At 76.0% G+C, this 13281-nt stretch carries 12 protein-coding genes; 9 read left to right on the top strand and 3 right to left on the bottom strand.

Going from position 1 to position 13281, the window contains the following annotated elements:
* Positions 1-61: 61 nt before the first annotated feature.
* The 7 genes from LIX60_RS02115 to LIX60_RS02085 all read left to right on the top strand — a co-directional run bounded on the left by LIX60_RS02115 (position 62) and on the right by LIX60_RS02085 (position 8158).
* Positions 62-289: a hypothetical protein gene (locus LIX60_RS02115; protein WP_227956934.1), complete on the top strand. Its 228-nt coding sequence runs from the start codon at positions 62-64 to the stop codon at positions 287-289.
* 308 nt (positions 290-597) lie between these two features.
* Positions 598-2136, top strand: coding sequence for an MFS transporter (locus LIX60_RS02110; RefSeq protein ID WP_227956933.1), 1539 nt, complete (start codon positions 598-600; stop codon positions 2134-2136).
* Positions 2137-2355: 219 nt separating this feature from the next.
* Positions 2356-3075, top strand: a complete 720-nt coding sequence (locus LIX60_RS02105; protein ID WP_227956932.1) for a Crp/Fnr family transcriptional regulator — start codon at positions 2356-2358, stop codon at positions 3073-3075.
* Between the two features lie 153 nt (positions 3076-3228).
* Positions 3229-4080 (top strand): hypothetical protein, encoded by an 852-nt coding sequence (locus LIX60_RS02100; RefSeq protein ID WP_227956931.1) that lies wholly within the window; start codon positions 3229-3231, stop codon positions 4078-4080.
* Complete coding sequence (locus tag LIX60_RS02095) at positions 4077-6404, top strand: hypothetical protein (RefSeq protein ID WP_227956930.1); 2328 nt, start codon at positions 4077-4079, stop codon at positions 6402-6404. The genes LIX60_RS02100 and LIX60_RS02095 overlap by 4 nt, the downstream gene beginning before the upstream one ends.
* The gene (locus tag LIX60_RS02090) at positions 6401-7534 is read left to right on the top strand and encodes a hypothetical protein (protein ID WP_227956929.1); all 1134 of its coding nucleotides are present in this window, start codon (positions 6401-6403) and stop codon (positions 7532-7534) included. The genes LIX60_RS02095 and LIX60_RS02090 overlap by 4 nt, the downstream gene beginning before the upstream one ends.
* 3 nt (positions 7535-7537) lie before the next feature.
* Complete coding sequence (locus tag LIX60_RS02085; RefSeq protein ID WP_227956928.1) at positions 7538-8158, top strand: Pycsar system effector family protein; 621 nt, start codon at positions 7538-7540, stop codon at positions 8156-8158.
* Between the two features lie 35 nt (positions 8159-8193).
* Here LIX60_RS02085 and LIX60_RS02080 read toward each other — a convergent pair whose 3' ends face one another.
* Positions 8194-9495, bottom strand: a complete 1302-nt coding sequence (locus LIX60_RS02080; protein ID WP_227956927.1) for an MFS transporter — start codon at positions 9493-9495, stop codon at positions 8194-8196.
* A 17-nt stretch (positions 9496-9512) separates the two neighbouring features.
* Between LIX60_RS02080 and LIX60_RS02075 the strand changes: the two genes are divergently transcribed.
* Positions 9513-10757 carry an ROK family protein gene (locus LIX60_RS02075; protein WP_227956926.1) on the top strand — a complete coding sequence of 415 codons (1245 nt, stop codon included), beginning with the start codon at positions 9513-9515 and terminating at the stop codon, positions 10755-10757.
* Between the two features lie 56 nt (positions 10758-10813).
* Here the strand turns inward: LIX60_RS02075 and LIX60_RS02070 are convergent, their stop codons facing one another.
* Together LIX60_RS02070 and LIX60_RS02065 are read right to left on the bottom strand one after the other, a co-directional pair.
* On the bottom strand, positions 10814-11419 hold the full coding sequence (locus LIX60_RS02070) for an ATP-binding protein (RefSeq protein WP_227956925.1): 606 nt from the start codon (positions 11417-11419) through the stop codon (positions 10814-10816).
* A gap of 183 nt (positions 11420-11602) precedes the next feature.
* The gene (locus tag LIX60_RS02065; protein ID WP_043466084.1) at positions 11603-11932 is read right to left on the bottom strand and encodes a hypothetical protein; all 330 of its coding nucleotides are present in this window, start codon (positions 11930-11932) and stop codon (positions 11603-11605) included.
* A 170-nt stretch (positions 11933-12102) separates the two neighbouring features.
* Here LIX60_RS02065 and LIX60_RS02060 point away from each other — a divergent pair, with 170 nt between their 5' ends.
* Complete coding sequence (locus tag LIX60_RS02060) at positions 12103-13239, top strand: PLP-dependent cysteine synthase family protein (RefSeq protein ID WP_308101063.1); 1137 nt, start codon at positions 12103-12105, stop codon at positions 13237-13239.
* Positions 13240-13281 lie beyond the last annotated feature (42 nt).

The raw sequence follows: 13281 nt of genomic DNA, 5'->3' as shown, positions 1-13281 counted from the left end.
GGGGCGTGCCGCGCCGGACGCGTGTGCCGGCGGGGGCCGGGGACCGGAACGAGGGGGAGTCTTGCTGAAGCTCTATTACCGGCTCGTGTACTGGAAGAGGCGTGCCGGGCGGGCCGCCGGGCGGCGCAGGCCCCCGGCGCGGCAGCGGTACGCCGCCGGGGGCCTGCGGGTGCGGATACACCGGCTGCGGCCCCTGTGGGTGTTCGCCGCCATCGTGGCCGTGGTCCTGGTGGCCTCGGCGGTGGTCGGCGAGTGGACCCGGCCGGAGTACGGGACCGGGATGCCGTAGCGCGGCCGGTGCCGCCCGGCCCGCGCGGCCGATGACCGGTGGCGGCCGTGCGCAGGCCGGGGCAGCGTTTTCCCCGGGCCACGGCCGGACCGTCCCGGCCCTGGCCCGGGCGCCGCTCCCGCGGCCGGACCGCCGCATCCACCGCCGTGCCGTCACGGACCGGCCGCGCCCGCGCGGATACGGTGGGGCTGCCGCCGGCAAGGGCCCGCCCGGGTGTCCGGACACACCGGGCGGGGGCGCGCCGTCGCGCACCGGCCGCCGGGAGCGGCCGGCCACGGCATCCGTACCGCCTGCCCCGGGAGTGCCGCATGACCCAGCCCGGAGATCTGCGCCCGGGTTCTCCGGCCGGGCGGCTGGTGCTGGCCGCCGCCGTGCTGGGCTCCGGCATGGCGATGCTGGACGGCACCGTGGTCACGGTGGCGCTGCCCAGGATCGGCGCCGAGTTCGGTGTGCCGCTGTCCGTGCTGCAGTGGACGGTCAACGCCTACATGCTGACGCTCGCCGGACTGATGCTGCTCGGGGGAGCGCTCGGCGACCGGTACGGCCGGCGGCGGGTGTTCGCACTGGGCGTGGTCTGGTTCGCGGTCGCCTCCGTGCTCTGCGGACTGGCCTGGACGGACACCGTGCTGATCGCCGCGCGGGCACTGCAGGGCGTCGGGGGAGCCCTGCTGACCCCGGGCTCGCTGGCGCTGATCCAGGCGTCCTTCCGCCCGGAGGACCGGGCGCGGGCGGTCGGGCTGTGGTCCGGGCTCGGCGGGGTGGCCATCGCGGTCGGCCCGTTCCTCGGCGGCTGGCTGGTGGACGGTCCCGGCTGGCGCTGGATCTTCTACATCAACGTGCCGCTCGCCGCTGTCGTCCTCCTCCTCACCCGCCGGGTGCCGGAGAGCCGCGACCCGCTGGCGTCCGGGCGGTTCGACATCACGGGCGGCGTCCTGGCGGCCCTGTCGCTCGCCGGCATCACCCACGCGCTCATCGAGGCCTCCGGCGGCCCGGAGGGAATCATCGCCGCCGCGACCGCCGCCGGGGGTGTGCTGTGCGGTGTGCTCTTCGTCCGGCACGAACGCCGGACACCGCGTCCGATGCTTCCGCTGTCGCTCTTCCGGTCCCGGCTCTTCACCTGGGTCAACGTCGTGACGCTGTGTCTGTACGCGGCGATCGGCGGGGTGTTCTTCCTGCTGCCGACCCAGCTGCAGAACGTGGTCGGCTACGACGCGATGGAGGCCGGGATCGCGTCGCTGCCGGTCACCCTGCTGATGATCGCGCTGTCCGGACCGGCGGGAGAGCTGGCGCAGCGGACCGGCCCCCGGCTGCCGCTGACGGCGGGGCCGCTGGTCGCGGCGGTGGGCGTGCTGCTGCTGGGCCGGGCCCGGCCGGGCAGTTCCTACTGGCCGGACGTGTTCCCGGCGACCGTTCTGCAGGGTCTGGGGATGAGCCTCTTCGTGGCGCCGCTGACGGCGACCGTGCTGGCCGCCGCCGACACCGGACGGGCGGGGACCGCCAGCGGGGTGAACAACGCCGCGGCCCGGATCGCCCAGCTCCTCGCCGTGGCCGCGCTGCCCCTGGCGGTCGGCCTCTCCAGCGACGAGTACCGCGTCCCGGAGGCCATGGACCGAGCCTTCGCCGCCGCCCTGCCGCTCTGTGCCGGGCTGATGGTGCTGGGCGCGCTGATCTCCCGGCTCACCATGCCGACGGGGCGGCTGGCCGGGGACGGCGAGAAGCCGGAACGGCCCCAGTGCACCGCGCACTGCGGGCTCACCAGCCCGCCCCTGGAACCCGGCCGGACGGACGACGGCCGCCCGCCGGCACCGGACGGGGGGCCCGGGCCGCCCCGGGGCCCGGAGACATGACCGGGCCGGACGCCCGCGCGTGCGTCTCCGGCCGGAGTGCCGGCCCGGCGACAGGGCGCACCGGCCCGCGAGCGAAGAAGATCCACAACTTGGACAACCGTGCTGTCAAGGACTTTTGACTACCCGTCGGGCACTCGGTAGCGTTCCGGCGCACACGGCCCGGCGGCCGCGGGAGGACCCGCGCGCCCCGCGCGTGCAGCACCGGATGGGGGTGGCCCGGTGGGCCTTTTCGAACAGGGGCGCTCCTTTCTGGACGCCCTTCCCGCGCAGGACCGGACCGCGCTGATCGGGCTCGGCACCCCACGCCGGTACGCCCCGGGGGACGTGCTGATGCGCGAGCGCGACCGCACGTCCTTCGTCGTCGCCATCCTCAGGGGCTGGGCCACCGTCTCCGTCGACACCGAGCGGGGCGGCCGGCTGATCCTCGCCGTCCGGGGGGCCGGATCCGTGGTCGGTGACCTCGCGGCCGTCGACCGCGGCCCGCGCAGCGCCACCATCACCGCCCTCGGCCCGCTGGACACCCTCGTCATCCCCGGCGACCGCTTCCGCGGCTTCCTGGCCACGCACCCCGCCGCCAACGGCCCGATCATGCGGCAGCTCAGCTCCCGGCTGCGCAGCTCCGACGGCGAACGCCGGGCCCTGGCCTCCGAGACCGTTCTGCGGCGGCTGGCCGCGCGGATCGTCGAACTGTCCGACCGGGCGGGCGCCTCGGCCGAGGGCGGCGGGGTGGCCATCGCCCTCCCCATGCCCCAGCACGATCTCGCCGCCGCGATCGGCACCACCCGGGAGGCCGTCGCCAAGGCCCTGCGGCTGCTGCGCGAGCAGGGCGTGGTGAGCACGGCGCACCGCCGTCTGGTGGTGGAGAACCCCGCGCTGCTGCGGCTCCTCGCCCGCGGCGAGTCCACCGGCGAGTCCGGCCGGGCGGGACAGGCCGGGTAGCCGGATCCGGCCGCCGGGCCGCCGGGCCCGGCGCGAGTGGCACGCGGGGCGGCGGCGGCGAGATGTGTCCAACTGTGTAAACGGCTACGGACAGGGAGCCGTGCCCGGGCCAGTCTGGTCCCGTCGAGCACGCCACGCAGCCGAGGAGTACCAGTGGGGACCAGACAAGCCGTCAACCGGCTGATCGTCAGTGTGGACGCGGAGGGCTCCTCCCAGCGGGACCTGCGGGGCAAGCTCCATCTGCGCGACATGGTGTACCGGCTGGTCGAGGAGGCGCTGTGCGCGGTGGACCTGCCCGCGGACCGGGTGCACCTGGAGGACCGCGGCGACGGGGTGCTGCTGGCGACCGACCCGGCGACGCCGCCGGAGGCCATGGTCGGCCTGTGGCTGGAGGAGATCTACCAGGGGCTGCGCGAGCACAACCGGGGCGGCCGCCCGGACGCCCGGCTGCGGCTCCGGATCGGGATGCACGCGGGGCCGGTGGCCGACGACGGCCGCGGACTGGTCGGCTCGGCCGTCGACCAGGCGTGCGGGCTGTGCGACAGCGCCGCCGCGCGCCGGGTCCTGGCGGCGGCGCCCCGCTCGGACCTCGTGTTCGTCGTCTCCGACTGGCTGTACCAGTCGGTCGTCGCCGAGGGCGGCCGGTTCGTCGAGCCCGAGCACTACCGGCCCGCGCCGGTGGAGGTCAAGCAGGCCGGGCTGACCGCCTGGTTCCACGTCCCCGGACTGCCGGTCCCCCCGCTGCCCGCGGCGGGACCGGCCCCGGCCACCGGGAACCCTTCGGGGGAGGGGTCCCGGACGGGCGCGCCCGGCGGTACCGGTGAGACCGGTCAGGAGAAGGACCGGCAACCGGTACCGCCGGAACCGCGCCGGGAGGCGCCCAAGTACCTCTTCGAGCAGATCGACGGGGACAACACCGTCATCGACGGCAGCACCTTCGAGGCCGGCTCCACCGCGGTCGAACAGGGGCGGAAGCGGCGCACGGGCGGGGGCGGGGCCCGGTGAGCGACGAGGAAGCGGGCGCGGCGCCGGCCGCCGGCGGCAGGGACGCCGCGGCCGGCCCCGGCCGGGACGAGCCGGGCGAGGACAGGGCCGGCGCCTCCCCGGAGCGGCCGCGCGCCCTCCAGGGGCCGCGCGGCCCGGCCGGCGGCGGAGCGGACGCCGCGCAGGCGGTGCGCGAGGCCCGCGCCAACTTCACGGTGCACGGCGCGAACACGGTCGTGGACAGCGCGGCGGGCGCCGTCCACGTCGGCGACGTCTACCAGTTCGGCGGCCGCCCCTCCCTGGTCTCCGGCGCCGTACCGCGGGACGAACTGCGCGCCCTGCGCCTCGTCTTCGCCGAGCCCCCCGGATACCGGGAACTGCGCGCCCTGCTCACGGAACGGCGGATCATCGCGCTCTGCGGCGACCCCGGCACCGGCCGCGGCTACGCGGCGCTCTCCCTCCTCGACGAGCTCACCCGCGGCACCGTCGAACGCATGGACCCGCGCACCGAGCTGGACCGGATCGCCGACACGGACATCCAGGACGGCCACGGCTACCTCACCGAGATCGCCGTGGACGGCTTCCCCGCCCGGGCCGGAGCCGGCGACACCCCGGCCGGGACCCCCGGCGGGGATCACCCGGCACGCAGCGGGGCGGGCGCCCGTCCGGCCGAGATCCACCTCGACCGGCTGCGCGACCTGCTCACCGCACGCGACGCCTACGCCGTCCTCGTCGTGGACGCGGGCGACTTCGCCGACGAACTGCTGCGCGGCCGCTACGGCACCCTCTTCCGGCCGCCGGACGCGGAGAGCGTGCTCCGCCGCCATCTGCGCCCCCTCCTCGGCACCGGCGGCACCGAAGCCGTCGAACGCGCGGTCGCCGCCTCCTGCGGCGAGGACGTGACCGGGGCCCTCGGGCTGGAACAACTGCGCCCCCACGAGGCCGTCACCCTCGCCGGCCTGCTGGCGCGCCACGCCGTGGGCGAACTGACGGACGACGGGCTGCGCGCCGAGTGCGCCGGGTTCGCCGCCCGCCAGGCCCGGGCCTGGTTCGCCGGAGCCGGCCGCGGCGGCAGCCTGGGCACCGCGCTGACGACCCTCCGTCCCGCGGCCTTCCGGAGCGCGCTCGCCGTGTACAACGGCGCCCCGTACAGCGTCGCGGCCGAGGCGGCCGAACAACTGGCCTGGGAGTTCGCCGCGACCTGGGCACCCGAGGAGGTGCCCGGCCGGCCCCTGTTCACCGACAACCTCCAGGCCAGGCTGACCGCCGCCCGTGCGGTGCTGGAGGACGGCGCGGCTCCGGTCGGGGACGTCGAGGTGCCGGTGCGCACGGTCCGTTTCCAGGGCCGTGCGCTGTCCTCGGCCGTCCTCGGCCACATCTGGGACCAGCACCACAACGCGCGCGGCCCGCTCTCCCGCTGGCTGCGCACCCTGTGCGACGACTCCCGGCCCGCCGTCTGGGTGCCGGCCGCGGTGGCCACCGGCGCGCTGTCCTGGCGCGACTACCCGTACGCGCTGGCCGAACTGGTGCTGCCGATGGCCGCCGCCGACTCCGCGTCCCAGCGGATGGCCGCCGCCACGGCGACCGCCGAGGGCGCCCGCCACGAGGCGGTCCGGGGGGCGGCACGCGCCCTGGTCCGCGGCTGGGCCCGGGGCACGGACCCGCTGCTGCGCCGCACCGCCGCGCTGGTGCACGGCTACGGCTCCGTGGAGGAGTCGCTCACCGCCGGCCTCGACGAGCTGGGCCGGCTGGCCGGTGCCGCCGCGGACCGTGACGGCGGCGCGGCGGAGACGGAGACGGACTGGGGCCTGCTGGAGGACACCGCCTACAGCGTCGTCCGGCTGCTCGCCGGCCCCGCGCCCGGCACCGTCGTCACCCGCATCGGACGCTGGCTCGGCGACGGACGGGCGAGCCGCCGGGACCTCGGCCTGCTCTGCGTGGTGGGCTCCGTGTCGATGCGGGCCTGGGCGCTGTGGGGGCTGGAGGACCGGGCGGAGCTGGAGCCGTATCTGAGCCGGCCGCTGGTGGCCGCCTTGCTGGCGGTCGAACCGGGCGAGCGCCACCGGCTGGCCGATCTGGTGCGGTTCGCGCTGGACAACGGCCGGTCCCGCGACGCCGTACTCACCGCGCTCGCGGACTGGATCCGCCGGGGGGAGCGGGACACGGCGCTGCTGGAGGAACTCTGCCGGTTCCTGCCGCTGGTGGCCGCCGACGAGCCCGGCCGGGAACGCCTGCGCCATCTGGCGGCCCGGCTGGAGCGGGACCCCGACGAGTCCGTCGACCCGGCGGTGACCGCGCGGGTCCGGCAAGCAATGGCATCAGGGGAAGGGAACACCGCACCATGACCGTTCAACCGCACCAGTCCCGCACGGGAATGCCCGGGCTGCCCGCGCAGGTCCCCGGCGGGCCGGTATCCGCCCACAGACCCCGGCCCGCCGTGGCCGGTCCGTCGCAGGACCTCGCCGGCCCGTTCGTCCGCGAGTACACCCCGAAGTGGCCCTACCGGCACCCGAGCGCCCAGGTCGCCTCGGTGCTCTACTACCGCATGCGCTCCACGCGGGTGGTGAATCCCGAGGGCGACCGCGGGCACTGGCTCCGCTTCTTCTCCCGCCCCTACACGGTGGTCGACGTCCAGCTCGGCTGGCACGTCGCCCAGTTCGAGGTGAAGCTGCCGACCGCCGACAGCGCCCTGTTCTTCCCGGCCCGGGTCAAGGTCCGCTGGCGCGTGCGCGACCCGTACACGGTGGCGACCAGCCAGGTGTCGGACGTGGCCCAGCTGATGATCCCCGAACTGGAGTCGCGGCTCCGCGAGGTCACCCGGCGGTACGCCGTCCACGAGGTGAAGGCCGCGAACGAGGCGGTCGGCGAAGTGCTCGGCGGCAGTGACCCGGGCAGCGCGTTCGGGCTGGAACTCGAGGTGTTCGCGGACATCGGCCCGGACGAGCTGACGGTCCGGCACACCGAACGGGTGGTCGAGGCCCGGCATCTGACGGTGCTGGAGCGGATCGACCAGGACCTGCGGCGGCTGAAGGACGAGGGCGAGCGGAACAGCATCCGGGAGTGGACCGCGCACTTCCAGGGCGCCCTGGAGCGCGGCGAGACCGCCCTCATGGCCGAGATGATGGCCCGGAACCCGCAGGACCTGCCGAAGATCCACGCCATGCTGCGGAACGAGCAGCGCGAGGCGCGCCAGGACTCGATGGAGCTCATCGGGCGGCTGATCGACGGCAACCTCCTGGAGACCTGGCAGCTCGGCGACCAGGCGCAGGCCGTGGTGGAGTTCCTGCGCACCGGCACCCGGCGGGTCGTCGAGACGGCCGGGGACGCCTCACACCGCGTCCTGGACGCCGGCGGCGGCGCGGCCGGCGGGCACGAGCCGGCGCGGCCCCGGCCCTTCTGGGAGGCGGAGCGGGAGGACGGTCCGGGCGGCGGCAGCGCCCCGAGCGCCGGCCCGGCACGGCCCGGCGGGGGGTGACGGATGACGACGACGCCACCGGCGGGTGCGGGCGGGAGCCCGGCCGGCACTCCGGCGCCCGGGGGCCCGCCGGCCGGGCTCGCGGGTACCGGTTCCCCGGACGCCCGCGGCGAGCGCCGGCCGGCCGGGCCCGGCGCGCACCTCGTCGCCGAGCGCCTGCTCAACACGGTGCGGGAGGAAATGGGCCGGGCCGACACCAAGGCGTCGATCCTGCTCTCCGGGGCGATGGCGGTCCTCGTCATGGTGCTGACCTGGTACGGGGACGGGCTGCCGGCCCTGCCGTCGGCCGCCGCCGCGGCCGGGGTGCTGCTGTGGACCGCGGGGGTGGTCATGCTGGCGGCCGTGGTGGTGCCGCGCAGGCGCCCGCCCGGCCGCCCGGTGGCCGCGGCGGCCGCCGCCGACGGAACCTTCTTCGCGGACCTGACACGGTTCCCGGGCGGTGCGTCGGCGGAGGCGCTGCTGCCCCGGGTGGCGCGGGCGGGCCGGGAGCCGCAGCGGTGGATGGTGGAGCAGTCGTGCACCCTCGGGCTGATCCTGGCGGTCAAGTACCGGTGGCTCCGGCGGGGCGTGCTGTGCCTGGCGGCCGGCGGGATCCTGCTGCTGGCGGTCCGGCTGCTGCAGTGAGTCCGTCCCGGCGGGCCCGTCCCGGCGCGCCGGGTTCACGGCCCGCCGGGGGAAGCCGGGGCGTCAGCCTCTCCGGCCGCTCGCGGCCCGGCGTCCGGGCTCACCGTCCGTCCGAGGAGCGGGGCGGCCAGCGCGGACAGCCCGGCCAGGACCGCGACGGTGGTGAGCGCGGCGGGCAGGGAGTACCAGTCGGCCAGGAAGCCGATGGCGGGCGGGCCGAGCAGCATGCCGCCGTAGCCGAGCGTGGAGGCGGTGGCCACGCCCCTCGGGCCCGCCAGCGCCCCGGCCCGTTCGACGGCGACGGGGAAGACGTTGGCCAGCCCCAGGCCCGTCACCGCGAAACCGAGCAGGGCGAGCCAGACGGTGGGCGCCAGCGCGCCGAGCAGCATCCCCGCGGCGGCCGTCGCGCCTCCGGCCACGAGGGCGCGGGTCCGGCCGAGCCGCAGCAGCTGCGCGGTGCCGGTCAGCCGGCCCACCGTCATGGCCAGGGCGAAGAGGGCGTAGCCCGCGGCGGCGACACCGGGATGGGCCGCCAGGTCCTGCTGGAGGTGGAGCGCGCCCCAGTCCGCGAGCGCGCCCTCGCCGTACGCGGTGCAGAAGGCGATGAAGCCGAAGAGGAGCACCGCCCGGCGGGTGCGGGTGGTGTGCCGGGGAGCGCGTGCGGCCGTGCGGACGCCGGAGTCCGCGCGGGGCGTACGGGAGAGGGCGCGCTCCGGAACGGGAATCGGGTGCGCCAGGAGGACGCGCCCCGCGGCCGCGGTGACGAGCAGGGCGACGAGGCTCAGCGCGGCCAGATGCCGGGCGGCGGAGAGCTGCCCGGCGACCAGGCCGCCCAGGCCCGCCCCGACCATGCCGCCGAGGCTGAACGCGGCGTGGAACGACGGCATCACCGGGCGGCGCAGCGCGGCCACCAGGTCCACGGCCGCGCTGTTCATCGCCACGTTGACGGCCCCGTACCCGGTGCCGAACAGCAGCAGCACCAGCCCCAGGGCGAGCACGGAGTGGGTGAGGGCCGGCAGCGCGACGCTCAGCGAGAGCAGGGCGGCACTGGCGACCGTCACCCGTGCGGTGCCGAAGCGGTCGCAGAGGCGGCCGGTGACCGTCATGGTGGCCACCGCGCCCGCGGAGACGCCGAGCAGGGCCAGACCGAGGTCGCCCGCGGTGGCGCCGGTCTGCTCCTTGACCGAGGGGATGCGGACGACCCAGCCGGCGAACACGAAGCCGTCCAGGGCGAAGAAGAGGGTGAGCGCGGTACGCAGCCGGTTCGGTACGGGACCGGCGGTGTCGCCGCCCTTTCCGCCCGAACCGAGCGTCCGTATTTTGTTCAGGGTCGGCACAAAGTGAGAATAGGGGGGTGACCCCATCTCGGACAACACGGCTGGAGAGAGGCCGCAACGCCCTCGGCCCGGCGCTGGAGCTCGTACACACTGGACGGGCACCCACCCGTGCCGTCCTCACGGCGGAGCTCGGGGTGACGCGGGCGACCGCCGGAGCCGTCGCCGCCGAGCTGGAGGCGCTGGGCCTGATCACGGTGGACTCCCGGCCGGGCGGTGCCGCCGGGGCGCAGGGCAGGCCCTCGCACCGGCTGGCCGTCGACGCCGGGGGACCGGTGGTGCTGGCGGCGCAGGTGCACGCCGACGGCTTCCGCGCCGCGCTGGTCGGGCTCGGCGGCCGCATCGTCGCCACCGCGCCCGGCTGCCAGGACGTACCGGCCGACCCCGGGCACGTCCTCGCGGCCGTCGTCGAGGCGGGGGCCGGGCTGCTCGCGGAGAGCGGCCGCCGCTGCGTGGGCGCCGGGCTGGCCGTCCCCTCGGCGGTGGCCGAGCCGGAGGGTACCGCCCTCAACCCGCTCCATCTGGCCTGGCCCGTCGGCGCACCGGTCCGGGAGCTCTTCCGCGAGGCGGTACGGGACGCGGGCATCCTCCCCGGCACGTCCGGCGGCCCCGGCTCTCCCGGCGGCCCGGCCGTCTTCGCCGGCAACGACGTCAACCTCGCGGCGCTCGCCGAGCACCGGCACGGCGCCGGCCGCGGCGCCCGCGATCTGCTCGTCGTGGCCACCGGCCACCGCGGTGTCGGCGGTGCGCTCGTCCTCGACGGGCGTCTGCACACCGGGAGTTCCGGCCTCGCCCTGGAGGTCGGGCATCTGACCGTCAACCCGGACGGCCGCCCGTGCCACTGCGGCAACCGCGGCTGTCTCGACGTCGAGGCCGACCCGCTGGCCTTCGTGACGGCCGCCGGGCGCGACCCCGGCCCGGAGGTCTCCCTGCTCCAGCGCTCCCGCGACCTGCTCCGCACGGAGTACGGCGACCCGGCCGTACGGAGCGCCGCCCATCTGCTCGTCGCCCGTCTCGGACTCGGACTGGCCGGGCTCGTCAACATCCTCAACCCGGACCGGATCGTGCTCGGCGGCCTCTACCAGGATCTGCTCAAGGCCGACCCGGAGCGGCTGCGGGCGGTGGTCGCCGAGCGCAGCCTGTGGGGCCGGAGCGGCAGTGTGCCGGTGCTGGAGTGCGCGCTGGACCACAACAGCCTGGTCGGCGCGGCCGAGCTGGCCTGGCAGCCGGTCCTGGACGACCCGCTGGGAACCCTCGCCGGCTGAGGAACGGGACGGGCGCCCGGCGCGGGGGCCGGCCGGGCGCGGCGGCCGACGGCCGGTCAGCCCGGGGCGCGGGCGCCGGCCGCGGCCGGTTCGCGCGGCGCCACCGGGGTGTGCCGGAGCGGCGCACCGGCACCGGCACCGGCACCGGCACCGGCACCGGCACCGGCACCGGACAGCGGAGCGGCGGCCGGCCCCGCCCCGGCGGACCGCCGCGCTGCGCGGGCCGGCCCGGCGGCGGGCGGGGGTGAGCCGGGGCCGGCGGTGACCGGGGCGTGCAGAGAGAACCACACGGCCTTGCCGCGGCCCCCGTCCCCTTCCCGCACCCCCCAGCTCTCACTGACGGAAGCGATCATGGAGAGCCCCCGGCCGTAGGTGGCGGAGGCGCCGGCGGCGTGGACACGGGGCACCCGGGGATCGCTGTCCTGCACCGAGACCGTCAAATGGTCCGGCAGCAGAAGGATCTCGACCGTGCAGTTCTTGTCCGGCTGGGCATGGCGGTGGACATTGCTGAGCAGCTCGGTGACTCCGAGCGCCGCCGCGTCGATCAAGGGGTCGAGACGCCAGTACCGAAGATGCGCCGAGACGATTCTGCGTACCTGGCCGATACGCGACGGCAGGGCCTGGAGCTCCACCGTGCAGTGCCCGCGTGGCTTGCTGATCACGGCTGCGACTCCCTGAGAGGTTCGGGGACCGAAACGCATCCAACGGAACGCACCCAAGCCTGGGTGTGACTGCTGTATGTGCCCGGCGGGGCCCGGAGAGAAGCGTCACCGCCGGTTAACCCTCGGTTACGTCCCACCAGCCTGGACCCGGACCCGCTCGGCCGCAACTCGCGCCGCCGCACGTCACTCGCGGGCGGCGTCCCCTCCGGCCGTGCGCACCGCGTCGAAGAAGCTGCTCGCCGAGGGCGGGCCGTCCTCGCCGGGCTCCGGGTCGCGCGCGCCCAGTTTGAGCCGGTAGCGGTTGCCGTTGACCGTGGCCAGCGCCTCGTCGCCGTTCGCGAACCAGGGCTTGTCGGCCCGCACCAGATGCACCGGCGCGCTGTCGATCTCGGTGCCCTGGCTGTTCATCAGCGTCAGCTTGCCGTCCCGGATCTGCACCTGCCCGGCCCGGGTCAGGGAGCGCAGCCGGTGCCCGATCCCCACCCGTGTGGCCTTGAACTGCGGCTCCGCCATCCGTACCGCCCCCTCAGGTCCCGACCGGACCGCTCCGTCCGCCCCGCTCGATTGCGCCCTGCCGGTCAGTGTGCCCGCGACCGGCCCCGGACACCAGCCCCGGCCTATGATCGAGCCGACCCGGCGCCGGCGCGTCCGGGCCCGGGACGTGAACGCGAGGAGCGGCGCTGGTGGGCACCACGGAGCAGGAACGGGCCGGCTGTCCGGCCGTCACCCTCGACACGGACCGCAGCGACCCCGGGTACCGGGCCTGGCTCAACGACGCCGTGCGGAAGGTCCAGGCCGACGCCAACCGCTCGGCCGACACCCATCTGCTGCGCTTCCCGCTGCCCGCCGGCTGGGGCATCGACCTGTACCTCAAGGACGAGTCCACCCATCCGACCGGCAGTCTCAAACACCGGCTGGCCCGTTCGCTCTTCCTGTACGGGCTGTGCAACGGGTGGATCCGGCCGGGCAAACCCGTGATCGAGGCGTCCAGCGGCTCCACCGCCGTCTCCGAGGCGTACTTCGCCCAGCTGATCGGCGTGCCCTTCATCGCGGTGATGCCGCGCACCACCAGCCGGGAGAAGATGCGGCTGATCGAGTTCCAGGGCGGCCGGTGCCATCTGGTGGACGACCCGCGGACGGTTTACGAGGTATCGGCCACGCTCGCCGCCGAGTCCGGGGGCCACTACATGGACCAGTTCACCTACGCGGAGCGGGCCACCGACTGGCGCGGCAACAACAACATCGCCGAATCGATCTACGACCAGCTCCGCATGGAGCGCTACCCGGAGCCCGCCTGGATCGTCGCCACCGCCGGTACCGGCGGCACCTCCGCGACCATCGCCCGGTACATCCACTACATGCAGTACGACACCCGCGTCTGCGTCCCCGACCCGGAGAACTCCTGCTTCTACCAGGGCTGGACGACCGGCGACACGGACGCCCGCTGCGAGGCCGCCTCCCGCATCGAGGGCATCGGCCGCCCCCGGATGGAGCCCAGCTTCGTCCCCGGCGCGATCGACCGGATGATGAAGGTCCCGGACGCCGCCAGCGTCGCCGCCGTCCGGGCCCTGGAGGGCGCCATCGGCCGCAAGGCGGGCGGCTCCACCGGCACCGGGCTGTGGAGCGCCCTGAAGATCGTGGCCGAGATGGCCGCCGCCGGGGAGCGGGGCAGCGTCGTGACCCTCATCTGCGACGCGGGCGACCGCTATCTCGACAAGTACTACTCCGACGCCTGGCTGGAGGAGCAGGGCCTGGACATCGCCCCGTACAGCGACGCGATCACCACACTGCTCGCCACCGGCGAGTGGCGGGGCCGCTGACGGAACACCCGCCGCGGGGCGGGGGCATCCGTACGGCCCCAT

This window comes from Streptomyces sp. S07_1.15, from assembly GCF_020739505.1.
GTDB lineage: Bacteria > Actinomycetota > Actinomycetes > Streptomycetales > Streptomycetaceae > Streptomyces > Streptomyces xinghaiensis.
This window is presented reverse-complemented; position numbering and strand designations above follow the sequence as displayed.

Coding starts and splice junctions, on each gene's coding strand:
- LIX60_RS02090 (WP_227956929.1), top strand. CDS start 6,401: ATGACCGTTCAACCGCACCAGTCCCGCACGGGAATGCCCGGGCTGCCC.
- LIX60_RS02085 (WP_227956928.1), top strand. CDS start 7,538: ATGACGACGACGCCACCGGCGGGTGCGGGCGGGAGCCCGGCCGGCACT.
- LIX60_RS02110 (WP_227956933.1), top strand. CDS start 598: ATGACCCAGCCCGGAGATCTGCGCCCGGGTTCTCCGGCCGGGCGGCTG.
- LIX60_RS02065 (WP_043466084.1), bottom strand. CDS start 11,932: ATGGCGGAGCCGCAGTTCAAGGCCACACGGGTGGGGATCGGGCACCGG.